The following is a 23461-nucleotide window of genomic DNA, read 5'->3' as shown; positions in this document are numbered from 1 at the left end:
GCGTGAGCACCACGTACGGCGTCGTCGGAGTCGGATCCATCGCGGAAGCCATCGTCGTCGGGCTGTGCGAGGGCCTCGACGACCCGCCGGAGGTGGTCCTGTCGCCCCGCAGCGCCGCACGCTCGGCCGCGCTGGCCGAGCGGTTCGCCACGGTGCGGGTCGCCGGTGACAACCAGGCCGTCCTCGACGAGTCCGACGTGGTCGTCGTCTGCCTGCTCCCCGGCAACGCCGCCGAGGTGCTCTCCGGTCTGGCCTTCCGTGCCGACCAGGCGGTCGTGAGCGCGGTCGCCGGCCTGTCGGTCGAGCGCTTGGCCGAGGTCGTCGCGCCGGCGACCGACCTCGCGCGCAGCATCCCGCTGCCCGCGGTGGCGACGCGCGGCAGCATGACGCCGGTGCACCCGGCGACGGCGGCGGTCGCCGGGCTCTTCGACCGCCTCGGCGGCAGCCTGGCGATCGACGACGAGCTCGCCTACGAGTCCGTCGCCGCGGCGTCCGCGACGGTCGCCGCGCACTTCCGCTACCTCGGCACGATCGCCGACTGGCTCACGGCCCACGGCATCGCCGGTCCCGAGGCGCGCCGCTACGTGGCCGACACCTTCGCCGCGCTCTCGGGAGAGCTCGGCCAGCCCGGTGCCGACTTCGCGGCCCTGGCCGACGCACACGCGACCCCGGGCGGCCTCAACGAGCAGTTCGCGCGCGACCTCGGCGAGGCCGGGGTCTACGACGAGGTGCGCGTGGGCCTCGACGCGGTCCTCGCCAGGATTGCCCCGAACTGAAACACGTTCTAGTCTCGGGCGCATGACTGACGCTCTGCCTGCCAACGACATGCGAGTCGGGACCCACAACGGCCACCTGATGGTGTCCGCCCTCAAGCGGCACCGGGACAAGCCGGTCATGTACCTCGGTGACACCACGATCACCGGCGGCCAGGCCGCCGAGCGGATGAGCCAGTACGCCCAGGCCTTCGAGGCGCTCGGCGCCGGCCGCGGCACGGCGGGGGCGCTGCTCGCGCTCAACCGCCCCGAGGTGCTGTTCATCCTCGGCGCCGGCCAGACCCAGGGGCACCGGCGCTCCTCGCTGCACCCGCTGGGCTCGCTCGACGACCACGCCTACGTCATCAACGACGCGGAGATCACCAGCATCACGATCGACCCGGTGCCGATGTTCGTCGAGCGCGCGCTCGGCCTGCTGGAGAAGTGCCCGAAGCTCGAGAAGGTGCTGACGATCGGGCCCGTGCCCGAGGAGCTCAGCCACGTCGGCCACGACCTCAACGCCGCGGCTGCGTCGTTCGACCCGCTGCCCCTCGAGGCGGTCACCCTCGACCCGGACCACATCGTGTCGATCACCTACACCGGCGGTACGACGGGCAAGCCCAAGGGCGTCATCGGCCTGTCGCGGCAGATGAACACGATGACCCAGATCCAGATGTCGGAGTGGGAGTGGCCCGAGTCGCCGCGCTTCCTCATGTGCACCCCGCTGTCGCACGCCGGCGCGGCCTTCTTCGTCCCGACCGTGCTCAAGGGCGGCTGCCTCTACGTGCTCGCGAAGTTCGACCCGGCCGAGGTGCTGAGGACGATCGAGGAGCAGAGGATCACGGCCACGATGCTGGTGCCGTCGATGCTCTACGCGCTCATGGACCACCCGGACAGCAAGACCCGTGACCTGTCGTCGCTGGAGACCGTCTACTACGGCGCCTCGGCGATCAACCCGGTGCGCCTCAAGGAGGCGATCGAGCGCTTCGGCCCGATCTTCGCGCAGTACTACGGGCAGTCCGAGGCCCCGATGGCGATCACCTACCTGTCCAAGGAGGACCACGTCACCGGCGACGACCGCCGGCTCGCGTCCTGCGGGCGCCCGTCGGCGTTCATCCGCACCGCCCTCCTCGACGAGGACGGCAAGCAGGTGCCGGTGGGGGAGCCGGGTGAGATCTGCGTCGCGGGTCCGCTGCTCGCCGGCGGCTACTGGAACCTGCCCGACGAGACCGCCGAGACGTTCCGCGACGGCTGGATGCACACCGGCGACGTGGCCCGCGAGGACGAGGACGGCTTCTGGTACATCGTCGACCGGACCAAGGACATGATCGTCACCGGCGGCTTCAACGTCTTCCCGCGCGAGGTCGAGGACGTGGTCGCCGAGCACCCGGCGATCGCCCAGGTCGGTGTGATCGGGACCCCGCACGAGAAGTTCGGCGAGGCCGTCACCGCGATCGTCGTGCTCCGCTCGGACGCGCCGCGCGACGACGAGTCGATCGCCACGATGACCGCCGAGATCCAGGCGATGGTCAAGGCCCGCAAGGGCTCGGTGCAGTCGCCCAAGCAGGTGATCGTCGCCGAGTCACTGCCGCTGACCGGGCTCGGCAAGCCCGACAAGAAGGCCCTCCGTGCCCAGTTCTGGACCGGTGACCGCGCGGTCGGCTGAGCGCCGGCGTACGTAGTTGCGGACGGCGGTGTCGGCCGCGAGCGAGCCTGCCAGCAGGATGATCGCGACGATGCCGTCCATCCACCAGTGGTTGCCGGTCGCCGAGACGACGAGCATCGTCAGGACCACGTGCGGCAGGAAGAGCCAGCGCCAGCGGCTGGTGCTCGCCGCGATGATGCCGAACGAGACGACCGCGGCCCAGGCCACGTGGATCGACGGCATCGCGGCGAACTGGTCGGAGACCCCGGTGGTCGGGTCGACGGCGTAGACCGACATGCCGAACTGGCGGCCCATGTCGACGTACCCGAGGTCGGGCAGGAAGCGCGGAGGCGCGACCCGGATGAAGCGGATCACCAGGCACCAGGCGGTGATCAGGGCGAGCCCGTTGCGCCAGTGCGGGTACTTGTCGCGGTGCCGGACGAAGAGCCAGACCAGGAACGCGATCAGCGCCGGCACGTGGACGGTCGCGTAGTACCAGGTCGTCAGGTCGGCCAGGCGCTCGTGGGCGAGCACGTACTTCTGAAGGGTCAGCTCGGACGGCAGGTGCAGCCAGTCCTGGAACGTCGCGATGTCATGTGCCCGGGCGATGGCGCCGTGGGTGGCCGTGATCGGGAGCATCCGGGCGAGGCGCCAGAGCGCGTAGAGCGAGGCGATCAGGGCGAACTCGGCGGCCGCCGGCTCGACGTGCGGGCTCAGCCGGTTGGGCCGCAAGCGGAACGCGAGCCAGACCAGGCCGCTGAGCAGGGCAGCGATCGCTGCTTGATCCCAGGTCGGCCACGGCACCCGGAGATTCTGTCAGGCGACGTCGAAGACGCGGCCGGAACCCAGGATCATGTCGGCGAACCGGTCGCCGATCAGCAGGTGGGTCGCCGCGTCGGGGTGCAGGTCGTCGGGCAGCGGGTGCTCGGCCGCGTCCGCCTCGCCGTACAGCGCGAGGCCGTCGAGGTAGTGCAGGTGCGGGTCGCTGGCGCTCCGCTCGGCCACGATGCGCGCGAGCTCCCGGCGTACGACGCGCAGGGTCAGCTTGCCGAAGATCCGCTCGGCAGGGTCGCCGTAGGCCGCGAACCGGATGCCGCCGTCCGGTCCGGTGACCGGCAGCAGCGGCCCCGGCGTGTCCTCGTGGATGGCGCACCAGATCGGTGACACGACGAGCAGCGGCGTGGTCGGGTGGCCGTCGCGGATCGTGTCGAGGAAGCCGTGCATCCCGGCGGTGAACGCCCGCAGGCGCATCACGTCGGCGTTGACCAGGTTGATCCCCATCTTGACGCTGATCAGGTCGGCCGGGAGGTCGCGCATCGTGCGGCCCACGAACGGGTCCAGGAGGGCGCTGCCACCGAGGCCCAGGTTGAGCAGGTCGACGCCGCCGAGGCCGGCTGCCCGGGCCGGCCACGTGGTGGTCGGGCTGCCCGCCTCCGACCCGGCGCTGATCGAGCTGCCGTGGTGCAGCCACACCGGCCGCCCGCGGTCCGGCAGGGGCTCGACCGGGGCGTCGGTGCGCAGCTCGACCAGGACGGTGGTCTCCCCGTGCGGCAGCCAGATCTCGACATCCTTCGGCTCCGTCGAGAGTCCCTCGAAGCGGAGGGTGCCGGGCTCGCCGGGACGTTCCTCGAAGGTGCCCCTGGCCATGTCGATGACGACTGCGCGACCGCCCGGCACGCTGCCCTGGCCCGTCAGCCGCCCGTCGACGAGGAGGTCGTAGACCCCGTCGGGGAGCGGAGGTACGCCGACGTACACGCGCTTCGTGGGCAGCGTGTCCAGCTCGATCGTGGTCGCGGCCGTCCGCAGGGCCAGGCGTACGCCGGAGGGCTGGCTCTCGGCCATCAGCAGCTGCGGCTCCGGCACCTGGGCGCGCGCCCAGGTTGGCAGCCGGTGGGGGAGCAGGCCGTTCTCGGTGGCCTCCAGCTCGACGGCGCCACGCACCAGGTCGGGGGTGATCGGGGTCGGAGTCAGCGGCATGGGGCCACCCTGGTGCCTTGCCCTTTGTTTCGAAAATGACGCGGGCAGTTTCGAAAACAAGGAGATTATGGAAAACGTTATCGACAACGATTGACACGACCTGTGACGAGTGACACCTTTCCGGTCATGTGTGACGTGCGTCGCACCCGGCGTACGCCGAATGGAAGGGTTTCCGTATGAGGTCGAAGTCTCGCAGCGCGGCGCTCGCCGTGCTCTGTGCCGGCGTCTTGGCGTTCGCTGCCTGTGGCAGCGACGACTCGTCGGAGGGGAGCGGTGGCACCACCACGATCACCTGGTGGCACAACTCCAACAACGAGCCCGGCATGGGCTACTACGAACAGGTGGCCAAGGACTTCGAGTCCGACCACCCGGGCGTGAAGATCGAGATCAGCGCCATGGCGCACGAGGACATGGTCGACAAGCTCGACGCGGCGTTCCAGAGCGGGGACATCCCCGACATCTACATGGAGCGCGGCGGCGGCGAGCTGGCGGACCACGTCGACGCGGGCATGGTCCGCGACCTCTCGGACGACGCCTCGGACGAGATCGACAAGATCGGCGGCTCCGTCGGGGGCTGGCAGATCGACGGCAAGACGTACGCCCTGCCGTTCTCGCTCGGCGTGGTCGGCGTCTGGTACAACACCGAGCTGTTCGACCAGGCCGGCATCACCGCACCGCCGACCACGATGGACGAGTGGTACGACGACATCGCCAAGATCAAGGACGCCGGCATCACGCCGATCTCCGTCGGCGCCGGTGACAAGTGGCCGGCCGCGCACTACTGGTACTACACCGCGCTGCGGTCGTGCCCCGAGGACGTCCTGAAGGACGCCGTCACCAGCCTCGACTTCTCCGACCCGTGCTTCGTGAAGGCCGGCGAGGTCGTCGAGGACCTGCTGGCGACCGACCCCTTCAACAAGGGCTTCCTGACCACCAAGGCGCAGGAGGGTGCGACGTCCGCGTCCGGCCTCCTGGCCACCGGCAAGGTCGCCATGGAGATGCAGGGGCACTGGGAGCCCGGCGTCATGCAGGGCCTGACCGACGACGGCAAGGGCCTGGGCGAGAAGACCGGCTGGTTCCCCTTCCCGGCGGTCGAGGACGGCCAGGGCGACCCGGCCGACGCCCTCGGCGGCGGCGACGCGTGGGCGGTGTCCGAGGACGCCCCCGACGAGGCGGTCGACTTCGTGAAGTACCTGCTCTCCGACAAGGTCCAGCAGGGCTTCGCGTCCAACGACATGGGTCTGCCGACCAACCCGGCGGCCAACGACTCGGTCTCCGATTCGGCGCTCGCCGGTGTCCTCAAGGCCCGCGACGACGCGCCGTTCGTCCAGCTCTACTTCGACACGGCCTTCGGTGCCTCCGTCGGTGGCGCGATGAACGACGAGATCGCCCTGCTGTTCGCCGGTGACGCGTCCCCGCAGGACGTCGTCGACGCGACCCAGCAGGCCGCCGACGCCGAGCAGTGACAGGAGCAGTGAGCTGAGCGTGACCGACGAGGACGTCGCACTCTCCACGACGTCCACACCTCTCGGAGGGGCCACCCGGCGCGACCAGCGCCGGGTGGCCTCCCGGCCCCTCGGGTCGGGCTGGCGGCAGCGACTGGAGATCGCCTTCTTCGTCACGCCCGCGTTGGCGCTGATGGCCGTCTTCGTCGTCTGGCCGATCGTCTCGGCGGTCCGGATGTCGTTCTACCGGTGGAAGGGCTTCGGCCCGATGGACGACTTCATCGGGATCGACAACTACCGCTACGTGCTCAGCGACGACGTCTTCACCGGCGCGGTGACGCACAACTTCATCATCGTGTTCGCCTCGATCCTGATCCAGCTCCCGCTCGGCCTGGCGGTCGCGCTGCTGCTCAACCGCCGGATCCACGGCCAGGGGCTGCTGCGCACGATCGTCTTCGTCCCGTACGTGCTGGCCGAGGTGATCGCGGGCGTCGTCTGGTACCAGCTGCTCCAGCCCGAGTCCGGCGTCATCGACGGGTTGATCTCGGCGGTCGGGCTGACCCCACCGGAGCAGGGCTTCCTCGGCACGCCGGGCCTGGCGCTCGGCACGGTGTTCGTGGTGCTCACCTGGAAGTACCTCGGGCTGGCGATCCTGCTCTTCCTGGCCGGGCTCCAGGGTGTGCCGCACGACCTCTTCGAGGCCGCCCAGCTCGACGGCGCGAGCTGGTGGCAGGTGCAGCGCCGGATCGCGATCCCGCTGCTGGGCCCGACCATCCGGACCTGGTGCTTCCTGTCGATGATCGGCTCGCTGCAGCTCTTCGACATGGTCTGGATCCTGACCGGTGGCGGCCCGGCCAACGCGACGACCACGATGGCGACGTACCTGATCAACCAGGGCACCGGCCGTCACAACTACGGCATCGCCGGTGCGGCGTCCGTGATCCTGTTCGTGATCGGCTTCCTGATGGCGTTGATCTACCAGGTGTTCGTGCTGCGGCGCGACACGACCGTGGAGAGGTGAGTCGGCCATGATCCGACGCGCGAGGCCCTTCGGCTCAGGCGGACCGCTGGTCTACCTGCTCGCCCTGGTGGCCGTCATCATCACGCTGGGCCCGGTCGTGTACGGCGCCCTCGGCGGCTTCCGCAGCAACGAGCAGCTGGCCAGCGACCCGTCCGGTCTGCCGGACCCCTGGGTCTTCTCCAACTACACCGCCGTCCTGAGCAACGAGGCGTTCTGGCGCTACGCGCTGAACTCGACGATCGTCGCCCTGGTCACGACGTTCGTGGCCGTGCTCTTCGGCGTGATGGCGGCGTACCCGCTCGCCCGCTACCAGTTCAAGGGCCGCGAGCCGCTCTTCATGGTCTTCGTGCTGGGGCTGCTCTTCCCCGCGGCCGTGGCCATCATCCCGCTCTTCATCCTGGTCTCCCGCAACCTGCACCTCGCCAACACCTGGTGGGGCGTCGCGCTGCCGCAGGCCGCGTTCGCGCTGCCGATCACCGTGGTGATCCTGCGGCCGTTCCTGATGGCGATCCCGCGTGAGCTGGAGGAGGCTGCGCTGATCGACGGCGCGTCGCGGGTCGGGATCTTCTGGCGACTGGTGGTGCCGCTCTCGATGCCGGCGCTGGTCACGGTCGGCGTGCTGGCGTTCGTCGCGTCGTGGAACGCCTACCTGCTGCCCCTGCTCCTGCTGCAGGACGACATGCGTACGCTGCCGCTCGGTGTCGCGGACTACTCGAGCGAGCACTCGTCCGACACCGCAGGCGTGCTCGCGTTCACGACGCTGGCGATGATCCCCGCCCTCATCCTCTTCCTGGCGATGCAGCGCCGGATCGTCAGCGGTCTGCAGGGCGCGGTGAAGGGATGACGGGCGACGTGGAGGAGAGCACCGTGAGCGGTCGGAGCGGGTCCCTGGGCAACGGCCGGGTCACCATGCAGCAGGTCGCGGCCGAGGCCGGGGTCTCGGTGTCGACCGTCTCCAAGGTGATGAACGGCCGCTACGGCGTGTCCAGCCAGACGTTCGACCACGTCACCGCCGTGATCAACCGCCTCGGCTACGAGACCAGCCTGGTGGCGCGGAGCCTGCGCAACGCCCGGACCAACGTGATCGGCGTGCTGGTCGCGGACTTCGAGCCGTTCAGCACCGAGGTGCTCAAGGGTGCGGCCGACGCGATCCGGGGGACCGGCTACGAGCTGGTCGCGTACTCGGCCGGCGGCCGCTTCGACGAGCACGTCGGATGGGAGCGGCGCTACCTCTCGCGCGTGATGGGGACCCTCGTGGACGGAGCCGTGCTGGTGACGCCGACGGTCACCGACGTCCAGTACGACGGTCCCGTCGTCGCGGTCGACCCGCACACCGGTCGCTCGAGCCTGCCGACCGTCGCGGCCGACAACCTGCAGGGCGCCCGGATGGGCGTCGACCACCTGCTCAGCCTCGGCCACCGCCGTGTCGGCATGGTGACGGGGCGTGCCGACCTGGTCTCTGCCCAGCTCCGCGAGCGCGGCTACCGCGAGGCGCACGCGGCGGCCGGCGTACCGGTCGACGAGTCGCTCCTGGCGGACGGCGCGTTCGACCCGGAGCAGGCCCGCGAGGCCGCCCGGACGCTGCTGCGGCTGCCCACCCCGCCGACCGCGATCTTCGCCGCCAACGACATCTCGGCCCTCGCGACCCTCGAGGTCGCGGCCGAGATGGGCGTCGAGGTGCCCGGCAGCCTGTCCGTCGTCGGCTTCGACAACATCCCCGAGTCGGCGCTCGCGCACCCGCCGCTGACGACCGTCCAGCAGCCGATGCGCCAGATGGGGCACGACGCGATCGCGATGCTCGTCGCGCTGATCGCCGGCGAGCAGGTGGACGACACACACGTGACCCTCGAGACCACGCTGGTGCTCCGGCGTACGACCGCGACCCTGGGAGATGCATCGTGACCGAGCTGTGGCGTGACCCGACGGCACCGGTGGAGGCGCGGGTCGCCGACCTGGTCGACCGGATGACGGTCGAGGAGAAGGTCGCCCAGCTCGGCTCCATCTGGTGGCTCGAGCCCGGCGCGGGCGGGATGGCGCCGATGCTCAGCGAGAGCGTCGGTCAGATGCCGCCGTGGGAGGAGGTCGCCGCGGGCGGTCTCGGGCAGCTGACGCGCACGTTCGGCACCGCGCCGCTCGAGCCGGCCGAGGGGATGCGGATCCTGGCCCAGCGGCAGCGCGACGTGATGGCGGGCAACCGCTTCGGCATCCCGGCGCAGGCGCACGAGGAGGTGCTCACCGGCCTTGCCGTGTGGGGTGCCACCATCTATCCCGCGCCGCTGTCGTGGGCCGCGTCGTTCGACCCCGAGCTCGTCGAGCGGATGGCGGCGCAGATCGCGGGCTCCATGCGTGCGCTCGGCGTCCACCAGGGCCTGGCGCCGGTGCTCGACGTCGTGCGCGACCACCGATGGGGCCGTGTCGAGGAGACCCTGGGCGAGGACCCGTTCCTCGTCGGGCTGGTCGGGAGCGCCTACGTGCGCGGCCTCGAGCAGGGCGGCACCGTCGCGACCCTCAAGCACTTCCTCGGCTACTCCGCGTCCCGGGCGGCCCGCAACCTCGCACCGGTCTCCATCGGGCCGCGCGAGCTGGCCGACGTGATCCTGCCGCCGTTCGAGATGGCGCTGCGCGCCGGTGCGCGATCGGTGATGAACTCCTACACCGACCTCGACGGCGTCCCGGTCGCCGCCGACCCGCGGCTGCTCTCCGGCCTGCTGCGTGACGAGCTGGGCTTCGCCGGCACCGTCACGGCCGACTACTTCTCGATCGCCTTCCTGCAGTCGCTGCACGGCGTCGCCGCGTCGCCGGGCGAGGCCGCGGCGCTCGCGCTCGAGGCGGGGATCGACGTCGAGCTGCCGTCGCTGGACACGTACGGCGCGCCGCTGCTCGCCGCCATCGCGGACGGGGTCGTGGACGAGAAGATCATCGACCGCGCGCTGTCGCGGGTGCTCCAGCAGAAGTGCGAGCTCGGCCTGCTGGACCCGGGCTGGGCGCCCCTGGAGCCAGCCGACGTCGACCTCGACGCCCCCGAGTCGCGGGCGGTGGCGCTCGAGCTCGCCCGCAGGTCGGTCGTGCTGCTCGCCAACGACGGCAGCCTGCCGCTCGCGTCCGGCGCGACGGTCGCGGTCGTCGGGCCTCGGGCGGACACCCCGGAGGCGATGCTCGGCTGCTACTCCTTCCCGATGCACGTGCTGGTGCACCACCCGGAGGCGGAGACCGGCGTCGAGATCCGCACCGTGCGCGAGGCGCTCGCCGACACCTTCGACGTCACCTACGCCCTGGGCTGCCCGGTGCTGGGCGGGGAGGACGCCGACATCGAGGCGGCCGTCGCCGTCGCCGCCGGCGCCGAGGTCTGCGTGGTGGTGCTCGGCGACCAGGCCGGGCTCTTCGGCAAGGGCACCTCGGGCGAAGGCTGCGACGTTGCCGACCTGACCCTCCCCGGCCGCCAGGAGGAGCTGCTCGAGGCGCTGCTCGGCACCGGCACCCCGGTCGTCGCCGTGCTGCTGGTCGGGCGTCCCTACGACCTCAGCCGGCAGGTCGACCGGCTCGCCGGACTCGTGTGTGGGTTCTTCCCGGGCGAGGAGGGCGCGCAGGCGATCGCCGACGTGCTCAGCGGCCGCGTCAACCCGTCGGGCCGGCTCCCCGTGAGCTTCCCGGGCGCCGGCGCGACCCACCCGTCGACGTACCTCGCCTCGCCGCTGGGCCGCCGCAACGACGTCAGCGTGGTCGACCCGACGCCCCTCTTCGGGTTCGGGCACGGACTGTCGTACGCCGGCGCCACCTGGGGCGCTGCGTCCGCGTCGTCGGGCTCACGGTGGGAGACCGACGGCACCTGCGAGCTCGTGGTGCAGCTCGCGAACGAGGCCGACCGGGACGTGTCGGAGGTGGTGCAGGTCTACCTGCACGACCGGTCGGCCTCGGTGGTGCGTCCGGTGCAGCGCCTTGTCGGCGCGGCCCGGGTCGACCTCGCCCCGGGACAGGCGGCGCGGGTCTGCTTCTCGCTGTCGGCCGACCTGACGGCGTTCACCGGCCGCGACCTGGTCCGCATCGTCGAGCCGGGCGAGGTGGAGCTGTGGGTCGGGGCGTCCAGCACGGACATCCGCGAGGTGGTGCCGCTCGAGCTGGTCGGGGCGAGCCGGGTGGTCGGCGTCGACCGGGCGCTCGAGCCCACGGTCACCGTCGAGCCTGCCTGATGCACGTCGACCTGCCGCTCGCCGAGGCGCGGGCCTACCGGCCGCACCTCGCCGTACCCGACGACCTGGAGGAGTTCTGGGCGGGCACGCTCGCCCGGATCGGCACGGCGGCGCCGACCCTGACCCGGGTCGACTCCGGGCTCGTCGCCGTGGAGACGTACGACGTGACGCTGGCCGGCTTCGACGGCGACCCGGTCCGGGCCTGGTTGCACCTGCCCGCCGCCGCGCTGCGCACCGGTCCGCTGCCGGGGGTGGTCCAGTACCAGGGCTACAACGGCGGGCGCGGGCTGCCGCACGAGCACGTCTTCTGGGCGTGCGCCGGCTACGCGCACCTCGTGGTCGACACACGCGGGCAGGGGAGCGGCTGGACGACCGGCGCGACCGGCGACCCGGCCGGCTCCGGCGCCGCGCAGCCCGGCTTCCTCACCCGCGGGATCGAGGACCCGCACACCTACTACTACCGGCGCGTCTACGCGGACGCCGTGGCCGCGCTCGAGGTGCTGCGCGGTCACCACCTGGTCGACCCATCTCGGGTGGCCGTGGCGGGAGGGAGCCAGGGCGGCGGGATCTCGACCTCCGTCGCTGCCCTGGCTCCCTCCTCCGTGGCGGCCGTGCTGTGCGACGTGCCGTTCCTCTGCGACTTCCGCCGGGCCGTCTCCGTGTCGCCGGCCGAGCCGTACGGCGAGCTGGTCCGCTACCTCGCCGCGCACCGTGACCGCGTGGAGCAGACCTTCGCGACGCTGTCGTACGTCGACGCCGCCGTCCTCGGCCGGCTCGCCACCGCACCCGCGCTCTGGTCGGTCGCCCTGATGGACCTCACCTGCCCGCCGTCGACGGTCTTCGCGGCGTACAACTGGTACGCCGGCGAGAAGGAGATCGAGGTCTACGAGTTCAACGACCACGAGGGTGGCGATGCCTTCCAGCGGTCCCGCCAGCTGGCGTGGCTGGCGGCGGTGCTGGGGCGGTAGTCGCCGGCTCCGGGGCCGACGTTTGGTCACCAACCGCAGATCGGCCGCACACGTTTGGTCACCAAGCGCAGACCGGGAACGCTCCCACGTGCGCTTGGGGACCAAACGTCGTCCCGGGAGGGCCGAGGGCTCAGCGCCCCTGGAACTGCGGCGTCCGCTTCTCGGCGAAGGCGCGCGGGCCTTCCTTGGCGTCCTCGGAGGCGAAGACGGCCTTGCCGACGACGGCGTCGTCGGCCCAGCAGTCCTCCTCGTGCTTGCCCTCGGAGTCGCGGACGGTCTTGAGGATGGCCTGGACGGCGAGCGGGCCGTTGGCGCAGATCAGGTCGGCGATCTCGTGCGCCTTCGCGAGCGCCTCGCCGTCGGGGACGACGTGGCCGATCAGGCCGATCTCCTTGGCCTCCGGTGCCTTGACCAGACGGCCGGTCAGGAGCAGGTCGAGGGCGACGGTGTAGGGGATCTGCCGGGGGAGGCGTACGGCGGAGCCGCCCATCGGGTAGAGGCTCCACTTCGCCTCGGCGACGCCGAACCGGGCGGACTCGCCGGCGATCCGGATGTCGGTGCCCTGGAGGATCTCGGTGCCGCCGGCGACGGCCGGGCCCTCGACCGCGGCGATCAGCGGCTTGGTCAGCCGGAAGCCCTTGAGCAGGCCCTTGATGACGCGGGGGTCGAAGCCGGACTTGAAGCTCTCGTCGGGCGAGCGCTTGGTCGCCGCCTTGAGGTCCATGCCCGCGCAGAAGAAGCCACCGGCGCCGGTGAGGATGCAGACCCGGATCTCCGGGTCGGAGTTCACCCGGTCCCAGGCCTCCTCCATGATCGCCATCATCTCGCCGGAGAGGGCGTTGCGCGCCTCCGGCCGGTTCATGGTGACGATCAGCTTGTGGCCGTCCTGCTCGACGAGGCAGTGCGGAGCGGACGAGGTCCCGGAGTCGGTGGCAGCGTCGGTCATGGGCGGAGCCTAGCCAAGAACAAGAACGTGTTCTAGTCTCGCGGCGTGGCTCACAACATCGCTGATCTCTTCGAACACGCCGTCGACGCCGCGCCCGACAACGCCGCCCTGAAGTTCGGCGACCGGGTCGTGACCTACGCCGAGCTGGAGGCCGATGCCAACCGGCTGGCGCACTACCTGAGCGCACAGGGGGTGGGACCGGGCGACCACGTGGCGATCTACGCGAAGAACAGCATCGAGCACGTCGTCGCGATGCTGGCGATCGTCAAGATCCGCGCCGTGATGATCAACGTCAACTACCGCTACGTCGAGGGCGAGCTCAACTACCTCTTCGAGAATGCCGACGTGGTCGCGGTCATCCACGAGCGCTCCTACGCGCCGCTGGTCGCGGCGATCTGGGACAACCACGAGAAGCTGAAGGTCGCGGTCGTCGTCGACGACTCGCTCGACCCGTCGGACGCGTCCGACTTCTCGTCGTACGGCGGCGTCCACTACGACGACGCGATCGCCGGCCAGAGCGCCGAGCGCGACTTCGGGGAGCGCAGCGGCGACGACATCCACATCATCTACACCGGCGGCACCACCGGCTTCCCGAAGGGCGTCATGTGGCGCCAGGAGGACTGGTGGCGCGTGCTCGGCGGCGGCACCGACTTCTACACCGGCGACCTGCTCGAGGAGTTCAGCCAGTCCGGCCAGGCGACCGACCCGCGGATGGCGACGTTCCCCCTCAGCCCGCTCATGCACGGCGGCGCGCAGTCCGGTCTGCTCATGCACCTCTTCGCCGGCCACCTGACGATCCTCGAGGCGAAGTTCGACCCGGTGCGGACCTGGGAGATCATCGAGGCCGACAAGATCCAGCTGATCTTCATGACCGGCGACGCCATGGCCCGCCCGCTCATCGAGGCCTACGAGGCCAAGGCCGAGAGCGGCACGCCGTACGACGCCTCGAACCTGTTCGCGATCTCCAGCAGTGCGGCGATCTTCAGCCCGCCGGTGAAGGCGCGCTGGATGGCGGCCTTCCCGAACTCCGTCTTCACCGACTCGGTCGGCGCGACCGAGACCGGCTTCCAGGGGATGGGCATGGCGGACGCCAACAACATCTCCACCGACGGCCCCGTCGTCGGGCTCGCCGCGAGCGGCGTCGTGCTCGACGAGAACAACCAGCTGCTCGACCCCGACACCGACATCGGCAAGGTCGGCCGGCTCGGGCGCGGCGGCTCGGTGCCGCTCGGCTACTACAAGGACGAGGCCAAGTCGGCAGCGACCTTCCTGGTCATCGACGGCGAGCGCTACTCGGTGCCGGGCGACTTCGCGCGGATCGAGGAGGGCCACCGGGTCACGCTGCTCGGTCGCGGCTCCAACTGCGTCAACACCGGCGGCGAGAAGGTCTACCCCGAGGAGGTCGAGATGGCGATCAAGGGCCACCCGGCCGTGTACGACGTGCTCGTGGTCGGCATCCCGGACGAGAAGTACGGGCAGGCCGTGGCCGCCGTCGTCGAGCTGCGCGAGGGGGAGTCCCTCGAGCTGGAGGAGCTGCGCAGCTACCTGCGCGCGCACCTGTCCGGCTACAAGCTGCCGCGCACCCTCACCCTCGTCGACCAGGTGCCGCGCAACGCCGCCGGCAAGGCGCAGTACCCCGCGGCCAAGGAGCTCGCGCTCGCGGGCTTCGCCGCGAAGGCTGCGACCGTCGACCCCACCCGCGTCTGACGCGTTCCTCTCGGCCTCGGAAAGGCAGACATGCGTACCCCCCTGTGTGACGAGTTCGGGATCGAGTACCCGATCTTCGCGTTCACCCCGTCCGAGCACGTCGCGGCCGCCGTGTCGCGAGCGGGCGGGCTCGGCGTCCTCGGCTGCGTGCGGTTCAACGACACCGAGGAGCTCGAGCGGGTCCTGACCTGGCTCGACGACAACACCGACGGCAAGCCGTACGGCGTCGACATCGTGATGCCGATGAAGATCCCGACGGAGGGCACCTCGGTCGACCTGGGCGCGATGATCCCCGAGGAGCACAAGAAGTTCGTCGACGAGACGCTGCTCAAGCTCGGCGTACCCCCGCTCCCGGAGGGCGAGGGCCGCGAGGGCGTGCTCGGCTGGCTGCATTCGGTCGCCCGCTCGCACCTCGACGTGGCGCTGCAGCACCGACCGGTGCTGATCGCGAACGCGCTCGGCTCGCCGCCGGTCGACGTGATCGAGAAGTGCCACGAGCACGGCATCAAGGTCGCCGCGCTCGCCGGTGCCGCGAAGCACGCGCTCTCGCACGTGCGCAACGGCGTCGACATCATCGTCGCCCAGGGCTACGAGGCCGGCGGCCACACCGGCGAGGTCGCCAGCATGGTGCTCCAGCCGGACATCGTCGACGCCGTCGGTCCCGACGTCCCGGTCCTCGGCGCCGGTGGCATCGGCTCGGGGCGCCAGATCGCGGCCTCGCTCGCGCTCGGCTCGCAGGGCGCCTGGATGGGCTCGGTCTGGCTCGGCACCACCGAGTACCAGCTCATGGGCGCCGCGAACTCCGAGGCGTGGACGACGGCCTTCACCCGGGCGACGTCCTCCGACACCGTCCGCACCCGGGTCTACACCGGCAAGCCCGCCCGGCTGCTCAAGACCAAGTGGACCGAGGCCTGGAACGAGGAGGGCGCGCCCGCCCCGCTGCCGATGCCCCTCCAGAACCTCCTGGTCGCCGAGGCCCACAACCGGATCAGTGCCGCCAACGACCCGGACGTGATCTCGATGCCGATCGGGCAGATCGTCGGCCGGATGAACGAGGTCCGTCCCGTCGCCGACGTGATGGCCGACCTGGTCGCCGAGTTCGAGGCGACCGTGGCGCGGCTGGACTCGATCCGCTAGGTCGCTGCAAGCGTTCTGCTGACTTCCCTCAAGACGGCGTTCCCGGTTCCGATCTACTCCAGTGCGGTGGCACCATCGAAGGTGCACGCGTCGTGAGTAGTGGGGGGTGACGCGATGTTCAAGGGACTGCTGCAAGGCGTCACGAAGGTGCTGGTCGTCACGGTCGCCGCGTTCTGCGTGCTGGTCCAGGTCGGCAACGTCGACCACGCGGTCCACCGCATCACCGAGCGGGCGGCGTTGAGCTCGGTCGGCGAGTAGGGGCGACCTCGTACGGTCGGAGCATGAGCTCTCGACCGACCGTCGCACTGCTGGGCACCGGGACGATGGGCGCCGGCATGGCGCGCAACCTGGCCGCCGCCGGACTCCCGTTGCGCGTCTGGAACCGATCACCCGAGCGAGCGGCGCCGCTCGCCGATGTCGCGACCGTCGCGCAGACCGCTGCGGAGGCGGTCGACGGCGCCGACGTCGTCGTGACCATGACGTACGACGGACCCTCCGTCGAGGCGGCGATCGACGCCGCCCGCGGCGGACTGGCGCCCGGCACGGTCTGGGTGCAGGCGGCGACCGTCGGTGTCGAGGCCACGGAACAGCTCGTCGCGCTGGCGAGGGAACTCGACCTGGTGTTCGTCGACGCGCCGGTCCTCGGCACCAAGAAGCCCGCCGAGGACGGGACGCTCGTCGTGCTCGCCTCCGGGCCGGACTCCGCGCAGCCCGTGCTCGCCCCGGTCTTCGACGCCATCGGGAGCCGGACCCTGTGGGTGGGGCCGGCCGGCGCCGGGACCCGGCTCAAGCTGGTGGCGAACGGCTGGGTGCTCACCGTGCTGGAGGGAGTGGCCGACTCGATGGCGCTCGCGCGGGACCTCGGGCTGGACCCGCAGCTGTTCCTCGAAGCCGTCCGGGGCGGCGCGATGGATGCGCCCTACGTGCAGCTCAAGGGGTCGGCGATGCTGGCCGACGAGATGGCGCCGTCGTTCGCGCTGTCCGGTGCGCTGAAGGACGCCGAGCTGGTGCTCGCGGCCGCCGCCGAGGCCGGCACCGACCTCGCCGCCCTGCCCGGGATCCGGGACCACCTCCGGCGTGCCGTCGACGACGGTCACGGCGACCTCGACATGGCCGCGACCTGGAAGGCCCACTGAGCGCGGCTCCCGCGCGGCCGGTCAGCGCAGGTCGGGGTGTGCCCGGCCGGCGATGAGCGGCAGGTCCAGGTAGGTCTTGATGCCGGGCTCCGCGGCCACGACGTACGGGATCGAGTTCACGCAGTGGAAGGCCGTGGCGGTCACGCCGGGGTTGCGCACGAGACCCTCCTCGACGGTGTCGGGCTGCCAGCCCTTGATGGTGACGAAGCAGCTCGGGTCGCCCTGCACCTCGACCTCGAACCGCTCGCCCTCGGGACCGAAGGTCCACGCGGGCTCCAGGTGCTCCTCGCCCATCAGCCAGTTGACCGCGATGTGCACGACGACGGTCTCCCCGACGTACGCCTGCCAGATGAAGCGCTGGCCGGCGACGAGCCCGGGCTCGATGACCCCGATCGGGGTCTCGATCGGCTGGGTCGCGACCGCCACCTCCTGGGACGTGCGGATCTCGGCGTCCGGGGAGAAGCCGAGCGTGTCGAGGCACATCCGGATCGCCTGGATGAAGCCGCCTGACAGCAGCCCGAGCATCGGACCGCCCATGGCCTCGTCGGGCTGCCCGCCGAACATCATGATGTGGCGGACGACGTCGGGCGCGTTGTAGGTGCGGATGTCGGAGAACTCCTCGCCGCGGACGTAGGTCACCGCCGAGGACAGCGCGGAGAACATCAGCGGGTGCAGCTCGGTGATGCCACCCGGGTTGATGCCGGTGCCGTGCAGGGTGGTGCCGCCCTCGAGGCAGGCGGCCGCGAGCGGCGCACCGTCCTTCTCGGTCGGGTAGAACCAGCCGACCGGGGTGACGACGTTCTTGCCGGAGCGCAGCAGCGCGGCGACCTCGTCGCGGTTCGGGATCAGCGGCGAGTAGAGGACGCAGTCGGCGTCCATCGCGAGGATCTCGTCCATGCTGCTGGTCGCGGCGACGCCGAGCGGCTCGATCCCGAGGATCTCGCCGACGTCGACGCCGTTCTTGCTCTCGGAGTGCACCCAGCACCCGGCGAGCTCGAGGTCGGGGTGGAGCAGGATGCCTTCGATGGCGGCCTTGCCGACGCTGCCGGTGGCCCACTGGATGACGCGCACGAGCGCCACTGTGGCAACTAGAACGTGTTCTTGTCTACAGCGAGGTCATCACGCCGACCGACTCGGGCGCGAACCGCGGGAAGACCTTCGCCGTCGACGCCCCGAAGCGCTGGGAGACGATCTCGGCCAGCACGCTGCGGTAGTCGGTCGTCACCAGCAGGTCGGCGTCGTCACCGGTGCCCAGCCCGGGCCAGCTGCCGTAGTAGCGCCCGCCCTTCACCCCGGCGCCGGCGACGAACATGACGTTGCCGTAGCCGTGGTCGAGCCCGCCGCTGGCGTTCTCGACGACCCGGCGGCCGAACTCGCTGATGGTCACCAGCGTGACCTTCCCGGCCTGGTCGCCCAGGTCGCCGAAGAACGCGGCGATCGCGCCCGCGAGCGCGCGCGCGTTGTTGACCATCCAGCCCTGCTCGGCGGAGCCCATCCCGGAGTGCATGTCCCAGTCACCGTGGTCGACGGTGACCACCTCGATGCCGACGTCGCCGCGGATGGCGCGGGCGACCTCGGCCAGCGCGCGGCCGAGATCGGTCGCGGGGTAGCTCGCGCTGTTGTCGGCGGCCGCCTCGGCGGGGCCGAACTCGTCGACGGCGGCGTACGTCGACCGCATCCCGCGCGCCAGCACCGAGCGGTCGTGGTCCCACAGGGTGCGCAGCGAGCGCCGGCGCCGGCCGCCGTCGCCGTCCTCCTCGCCGGGGAGCCGGACGTCGTCGACCTTGCCGGCCGACATGGTCGCGGCCGGCCCGTACAGCGAGGTCGGGGTCACGCCACCGGCGAGGTTGAACCCCTGGAGCGGCGAGCTGCCCGGGGTCGTGCCGATCAGCCGGTTCAGCCAGCCGCTGCGGGCGGACGAGCCGGGATCGGCGTCCTCGACGGCCTCCATCGCCGCGAAGTGGGAGCGGTTGGGAGCCGGGAGGCCGGTGGCGTGCACCGCGGCCAGCGAGCCGGCGTCCCACAGCGGCAGCAGGGGCGCGAGCTCCGGGTGCAGTCCGAAGGTCGCGTCCCGCGCGAGCAGCCGCTCGGCCGGGACGGCGATCCCCGGTCGGGACCGGTAGTACGCCGGGTCCGCGTGCGGCACGACCAGGGACAGCCCGTCGGCGGCGCCGCGGAGCGAGACCACCACCAGCACGGCGGGCGCCGAGGTCGCGGCCGAGGCGGACGTGGTGATCGCCGCCGAGCCGACGAACGTGGTCGCGCCGGCGAGCGCGACAGCGCCCGAGAAGAGGCCGCGCCGGGAGACGGCTGCGAACTCGGCGCAGCGGGCGTCCGTCGTCGGGAGGGAGGTCTGGGGAGTCTGAGGGTTCACGGTCATCACCGGGTCAGATGTGCGGGGGAGTCGAGCAGGACGCTGAGCAGGCGGTACATGCCCCACTGGACGAGCCCGTGGTCGGCCGTGATCCGCTCGTGCGGCCTGCACCCGGTCGCCTCGCAGCAGGCCTTGAGGAGCCGCGGCGTCGCGCGTCGGTGCAGGATCCGCTGCGACATGGAGTCCACGAGGGCGTCGAACCGGACCGTCTTCCGGGGCAGCCAGGCCGCGGGCTTGCGGTAGTGAGCGCCGTCGCTCGGCCACCAGCCGCCGGCGAGGCTGCGGTGCACGGACATCGAGGCGATCAGGCGGGCGGGCGACGCCCACGAGAGGTTGTCGATCGGCTGGCCGTCGGGTCGCGGCCAGGCGAAGGGCATCACGCCCATGCCGGCGACCTGCCACAGCAGCTGGTTGGCGGCGTACCCGTCTCCCTTCTTGCCGGCCGGAGGCCGGCTGACCCGGACGCCGAGCGCGCGGTAGGTCGCGACCAGGTCCTCGCCGGGGTCGCGCACCTTGGCGCCGACCGCACGCTGGAAGTCACGGGTGCCGATCAGGGCCCGGAGCACCGGACGGATGTCGGTGTCGTGCTGGAGATAGACCCGCGCCAGCCGGTTGACCAGGGCCGGTGACGGGTCGTCGCGGATGAACTTCACCGCGAGCCTGCGGGCCACGTGGCGGGCCGTCGCCGGGTGGTGCGCGAGGTAGTGGAGGTAGTCGCGGGTGACCTCGCGGCCGTCGGCGCGCTTGTTGGGGTGCCGGAACCCCATCACCTTCACCCGGCCCCGGGCGTGCCGTTCCTTGTCGTACTCGGCCTTGAAGGTGTCCCACATGTCGACCGTCCACCCGGTCAGGATGCGGGCCGAGGCCTTGACGTCCCGCTCGTCGTAGGCGCCGCGCCCGACGGTGTGCAGCTCGAGGAGCTCGCGGCCGAGGTTCTCGTTGGGGAACTGCTTGGTCGAGCTGACGTTGTCGAGGCTGATCAGCATCGCGGGGTGCGTGATGACGGCCGGCAGCAGCTGGTCGAAGCGGCCCAGGGCGTGCTTGCGGATCGTGTCGCCGAAGCGGACCCGCCACGTGAAGGCGGCGTCTCCGTTGACCGGCACGTTGAAGTGGTGCTCCCAGAGCTCGGTCATGACCTCGTGCAGCTGGTGCCGGGACTGCATGCGGCGCAGGAGCACCCAGCGCTGGTAGTCGGCCATCACCTCCCAGCCGCCCTCGATCTCCTTGATCTGCCGACGCCACAGGTCGGTCGGCCCGCGGTCGAGGCTGGGCCACCATCCACGGAGGTGATCGGCCCCGCGGTCCGGGACCGACCCGGGGGACAGCTGGCGCTCGAACCACTCACGGCCGCCGCCTGCCTGGCGTACGTCGCGGGCCAGCTCGGGCGTCACGCCGTACGAGAAGCGGCCGACGAGGTGCCGGTCGTGGGCGTTGAGCACAGGCATGGGTCGGGGGTCTCCATGTCGTCGCGGGGGCGCGGCGCCCTCCCGAGCAGGAGCGCGGACCGCAGGCTCGGGCCAGCCTAGGTGGTCGGCGGCGCCTTGTGATCCCCCCTCGCGGAATGTCGCCTGCCCGGGCACGCCGCTACGATGCTCTCGTCCAGCCCATCACCCGTGAGGACCTGACGCACCGCCCATGGACGGCTCTCAAAGTCCCCAGCTCTTCCCTGATCACATCCGGCCCCGGCCAGACGGGGGAGAGCACACATGACCGCGTGGCTGCTGCTCCTCGCAGCGCTCCTGCTGATCCTCGCCTGCGGCGTCTTCGTCGCCGCCGAGTTCTCGTTCGTGACGGTCGACCGCCTCAAGGTCGACCAGGCGGCCGCGGCCGGTGACACCGGCGCGCGCGGCGTCCAGCAGGCGCTCCGGTCGCTGTCGACGCAGCTCTCCGGCGCGCAGGTGGGCATCACGATCACCAACCTGGCCATCGGCTACCTCGCCGAGCCGGCGATCTCGGACCTGATCGACGGTCCGCTGGAGAGCGCCGGGGTGCCCGCGGGCGCGATCACGCCGGTCGCCGTCGGCATCGGCCTGGCGCTCGGCACGATCCTGACGATGATCTTCGGCGAGCTGGTCCCCAAGAACCTCGCGCTCGCGAAGCCGATGGAGGTCGCGCGAGCGACCCAGCGCTTCCAGCGCACCTTCACCGCTGTGATGCGGGGCCCGATCCGGGTGCTGAACGGCTCGGCGAACGCGTTCGTGCGACGCATCGGGATCGAGCCCCAGGAGGAGCTCCGGTCGGCACGCAGCTCGACCGAGCTCGCCTCCCTGGTCCAGCGCTCCGCGACCCTCGGCACGCTGGACGTCGAGACCGCGGAGCTGATGGAGCGCTCGGTCGAGTTCGGTGCCCGCACGGCCGGCGAGATCATGACGCCCCGGGTGCGGTCCTCGAGCCTCGGCCTCAACGACCGCGCGACCGGCCTCATCGAGTTGACCCGGCAGACCGGGCACTCCCGCTTCCCGGTGCTCGACGGGGACGAGAACATCGTCGGCACCGTGCACGTCAAGCACGCCGTCGCCCTGCCCGTGGGGGAGCGCGCGACGACCAAGGTCCGGCACCTGATGGCCAAGCCGATCATCGTGCCCGACTCGCTGCGCCTCGACCCGCTGCTCGCGCTGCTGCGCAAGGACGGCTTCCAGCTCGCGGTGGTCATGGACGAGTACGGCGGCTTCGCGGGCATCGTGACCCTCGAGGACGTCGTCGAGGAGATCGTCGGTGACATCTCCGACGAGCACGACCGGCTCAGCGCCAACGCGCACCGGCTGCGCGACGGCGGCTGGTCGGTGTCCGGCCTGCTCCGGCCCGACGAGGTCGAGGACCTGACGGGCATCGAGCTGCCCGACCACGAGGACTACGACACGATCGGTGGCCTCGTGATGCGCTCCCTGGGGCGGGTGCCGCAGATCGGCGACCTGGCCGAGATCGCCGTGCCCGACCGCTCCGACCCCGACGAGCCGCGTGACCAGCTGGCGGTCCTCACCGTCGAGCGGATGGACGGCCTGCGGATCGACCGGCTCACGCTGCGCGTGCTGGACGGGGAGGTTGAGCGATGAACAGCGCCACCGCAGTCGTGCTGGCGGTCGTCCTGCTGCTCGGCAACGCCTTCTTCGTCGCCGCGGAGTTCGCGCTCGTGTCGGCCCGTCGTACCCAGCTCGAGCCTCGCGCCGAGGCGGGGTCCAGGATGGCGAGGACGACCATCAAGGCGATGGAGAACATCTCCCTCGTCATCGGCGTCAACCAGCTCGGCATCACCGTGTGCTCGCTGGTGCTCGGTGCCGTCGGCGAGCCCGCCGTCGCCCACCTGCTGGAGCCGCTGCTGCACGCCGTCCACGTGCCGGAGGACCTGCTCCACCCGATCTCGTTCGTGATCGCGCTGACCGTCGTCGTCTACCTGCACGTCGTGCTCGGGGAGATGATCCCCAAGAACATCGCGCTGGCCGGGCCGGACCGCGCAGCCCTCGTGCTCGGACCGCCGATCTGGGGCATCGTGACCGTGCTGCGCCCGATCGTCGTGGTCATCAACGCCGTGGCCTCCGTCGTGCTCCGGCTGCTCGGGGCCAGGCTGACCGACGAGGTGAGCTCGACCTTCACCCGCGAGGAGGTCGCCGCTCTCGTCGAGGAGTCCCACGGCGAGGGTCTCCTCGAGGCCGACGAGTACGGCCGGCTGGCAGGCGCGCTGGGCTTCACCGAGAAGACCGTGGCGGCGGTGCTGATGGCGCCCGAGTCGCTCACCACCGTTCGCCGGGGGACCTCGGTCGCCGACGTCGAGGCCGTGTGCGCCTCGACCGGCTACAGCCGCTTCCCCGTGGAGGCCGACGACGGGGAGCTGGTGGGCTACCTGCACATCAAGGACGTGCTCGAGACCGACCCGGCCCGCCGTACGCGCGCCGTCGACGACAAGTGGATCCGGCCGTTCGCACCGGTCACCGCCGAGGCCCCGCTGCACGACGCGCTGGAGACGCTCCAGCGCCGCGGCGCGCACATGGCGCGCGTCGTCGACGCGAGTGGCACGACCCTCGGCCTGGCCACGCTGGAGGACGTCATCGAGGAGCTGGTCGGCGAGATCCGCGACGCGGCGCACCTCGACGAGCCGGTCTGATCCGAACGCCGCTCCGCCGTCAGGGCGGCGAATCGGGACCGCCGCGTCGCGACGGTTAAGGTGTGCT

20 protein-coding genes are annotated in these 23461 nt (G+C 71.4%); 14 read left to right on the top strand and 6 right to left on the bottom strand.

The genetic code is table 11. The annotated features are described in order from the left end of the window. Window positions 1-2: 2 nt before the first annotated feature. On the top strand, window positions 3-776 hold the full coding sequence (locus ASC77_RS01490; RefSeq protein ID WP_056147929.1) for an NAD(P)-binding domain-containing protein: 774 nt from the start codon (window positions 3-5) through the stop codon (window positions 774-776). A 22-nt stretch (window positions 777-798) separates the two neighbouring features. After that, on the top strand, window positions 799-2418 hold the full coding sequence (gene fadD8 / locus ASC77_RS01485; RefSeq protein WP_056147926.1) for a fatty-acid--CoA ligase FadD8: 1620 nt from the start codon (window positions 799-801) through the stop codon (window positions 2416-2418). Here fadD8 and ASC77_RS01480 read toward each other — a convergent pair. Together ASC77_RS01480 and ASC77_RS01475 are read right to left on the bottom strand one after the other, a co-directional pair. Beyond that, window positions 2335-3201 (bottom strand): phosphatase PAP2 family protein, encoded by an 867-nt coding sequence (locus tag ASC77_RS01480; protein WP_082574384.1) that lies wholly within the window; start codon window positions 3199-3201, stop codon window positions 2335-2337. The genes fadD8 and ASC77_RS01480 overlap by 84 nt on opposite strands. Window positions 3202-3213: 12 nt before the next feature. Further along, window positions 3214-4374 (bottom strand): GDSL-type esterase/lipase family protein, encoded by a 1161-nt coding sequence (locus ASC77_RS01475; protein ID WP_056147922.1) that lies wholly within the window; start codon window positions 4372-4374, stop codon window positions 3214-3216. Window positions 4375-4550: 176 nt separating this feature from the next. Between ASC77_RS01475 and ASC77_RS01470 the strand changes: the two genes are divergently transcribed. The 6 genes from ASC77_RS01470 to ASC77_RS01445 are packed head-to-tail and all read left to right on the top strand — an operon-like array spanning window position 4551 to window position 11995. Further along, window positions 4551-5840 (top strand): ABC transporter substrate-binding protein, encoded by a 1290-nt coding sequence (locus ASC77_RS01470; RefSeq protein WP_056147918.1) that lies wholly within the window; start codon window positions 4551-4553, stop codon window positions 5838-5840. 19 nt (window positions 5841-5859) lie between these two features. Continuing rightward, window positions 5860-6840 (top strand): carbohydrate ABC transporter permease, encoded by a 981-nt coding sequence (locus ASC77_RS01465; protein WP_056147916.1) that lies wholly within the window; start codon window positions 5860-5862, stop codon window positions 6838-6840. A 7-nt stretch (window positions 6841-6847) separates the two neighbouring features. Then, window positions 6848-7684 carry a carbohydrate ABC transporter permease gene (locus tag ASC77_RS01460; RefSeq protein WP_056147913.1) on the top strand — a complete coding sequence of 279 codons (837 nt, stop codon included), beginning with the start codon at window positions 6848-6850 and terminating at the stop codon, window positions 7682-7684. 23 nt (window positions 7685-7707) lie between these two features. After that, entirely contained in the window at window positions 7708-8742 is a 1035-nt protein-coding gene (locus ASC77_RS01455; RefSeq protein ID WP_235547389.1) for a LacI family DNA-binding transcriptional regulator, read from the top strand. Beyond that, entirely contained in the window at window positions 8739-11027 is a 2289-nt protein-coding gene (locus tag ASC77_RS01450) for a glycoside hydrolase family 3 N-terminal domain-containing protein (RefSeq protein ID WP_200944863.1), read from the top strand. Before ASC77_RS01455 ends, ASC77_RS01450 begins: the two co-directional genes overlap by 4 nt. Continuing rightward, a complete protein-coding gene (locus ASC77_RS01445) occupies window positions 11027-11995 on the top strand; it encodes an acetylxylan esterase (protein WP_056147910.1) in 969 nt (322 codons plus the stop codon). The genes ASC77_RS01450 and ASC77_RS01445 overlap by 1 nt, the downstream gene beginning before the upstream one ends. Before the next feature lie 130 nt (window positions 11996-12125). On the opposite strand, the gene ASC77_RS01440 is transcribed toward ASC77_RS01445, so the two are convergent. Then, window positions 12126-12941: a crotonase/enoyl-CoA hydratase family protein gene (locus ASC77_RS01440; RefSeq protein ID WP_056147908.1), complete on the bottom strand. Its 816-nt coding sequence runs from the start codon at window positions 12939-12941 to the stop codon at window positions 12126-12128. 45 nt (window positions 12942-12986) lie between these two features. On the opposite strand from ASC77_RS01440, the gene ASC77_RS01435 reads away from it, so the two are divergent. The 4 genes from ASC77_RS01435 to ASC77_RS01425 all read left to right on the top strand — a co-directional run bounded on the left by ASC77_RS01435 (window position 12987) and on the right by ASC77_RS01425 (window position 16921). Beyond that, window positions 12987-14648, top strand: coding sequence for an acyl-CoA synthetase (locus ASC77_RS01435; RefSeq protein WP_056147906.1), 1662 nt, complete (start codon window positions 12987-12989; stop codon window positions 14646-14648). Window positions 14649-14678: 30 nt separating this feature from the next. Then, complete coding sequence (locus ASC77_RS01430; protein WP_056147903.1) at window positions 14679-15785, top strand: NAD(P)H-dependent flavin oxidoreductase; 1107 nt, start codon at window positions 14679-14681, stop codon at window positions 15783-15785. Window positions 15786-15899: 114 nt separating this feature from the next. Next, on the top strand, window positions 15900-16043 hold the full coding sequence (locus ASC77_RS26420) for a hypothetical protein (protein WP_156390867.1): 144 nt from the start codon (window positions 15900-15902) through the stop codon (window positions 16041-16043). A 23-nt stretch (window positions 16044-16066) separates the two neighbouring features. Further along, on the top strand, window positions 16067-16921 hold the full coding sequence (locus ASC77_RS01425) for an NAD(P)-dependent oxidoreductase (RefSeq protein WP_056147900.1): 855 nt from the start codon (window positions 16067-16069) through the stop codon (window positions 16919-16921). A gap of 21 nt (window positions 16922-16942) precedes the next feature. Here ASC77_RS01425 and ASC77_RS01420 read toward each other — a convergent pair whose 3' ends face one another. From ASC77_RS01420 to ASC77_RS01410, 3 genes are read right to left on the bottom strand one after another with little or no spacing between them, the layout of a single operon-like run. Beyond that, entirely contained in the window at window positions 16943-17992 is a 1050-nt protein-coding gene (locus ASC77_RS01420) for a dihydrodipicolinate reductase (RefSeq protein WP_200944862.1), read from the bottom strand. Between the two features lie 34 nt (window positions 17993-18026). After that, window positions 18027-19295 carry a DUF1501 domain-containing protein gene (locus ASC77_RS01415; RefSeq protein WP_162249781.1) on the bottom strand — a complete coding sequence of 423 codons (1269 nt, stop codon included), beginning with the start codon at window positions 19293-19295 and terminating at the stop codon, window positions 18027-18029. Between the two features lie 5 nt (window positions 19296-19300). Next, window positions 19301-20740, bottom strand: coding sequence for a DUF1800 domain-containing protein (locus ASC77_RS01410; protein ID WP_082574383.1), 1440 nt, complete (start codon window positions 20738-20740; stop codon window positions 19301-19303). Between the two features lie 261 nt (window positions 20741-21001). Between ASC77_RS01410 and ASC77_RS01405 the strand changes: the two genes are divergently transcribed. Beyond that, window positions 21002-22348 carry a hemolysin family protein gene (locus tag ASC77_RS01405; RefSeq protein WP_056147888.1) on the top strand — a complete coding sequence of 449 codons (1347 nt, stop codon included), beginning with the start codon at window positions 21002-21004 and terminating at the stop codon, window positions 22346-22348. Continuing rightward, window positions 22345-23394: a hemolysin family protein gene (locus ASC77_RS01400; RefSeq protein ID WP_056147885.1), complete on the top strand. Its 1050-nt coding sequence runs from the start codon at window positions 22345-22347 to the stop codon at window positions 23392-23394. The genes ASC77_RS01405 and ASC77_RS01400 overlap by 4 nt, the downstream gene beginning before the upstream one ends. Window positions 23395-23461 lie beyond the last annotated feature (67 nt).

The organism is Nocardioides sp. Root1257 (assembly GCF_001425175.1).
Classification (GTDB): Bacteria; Actinomycetota; Actinomycetes; order Propionibacteriales; family Nocardioidaceae; genus Nocardioides.
The sequence above is the reverse complement of the archived record's forward strand: the minus strand, read 5'-3'. Positions and strand labels throughout refer to the sequence as shown.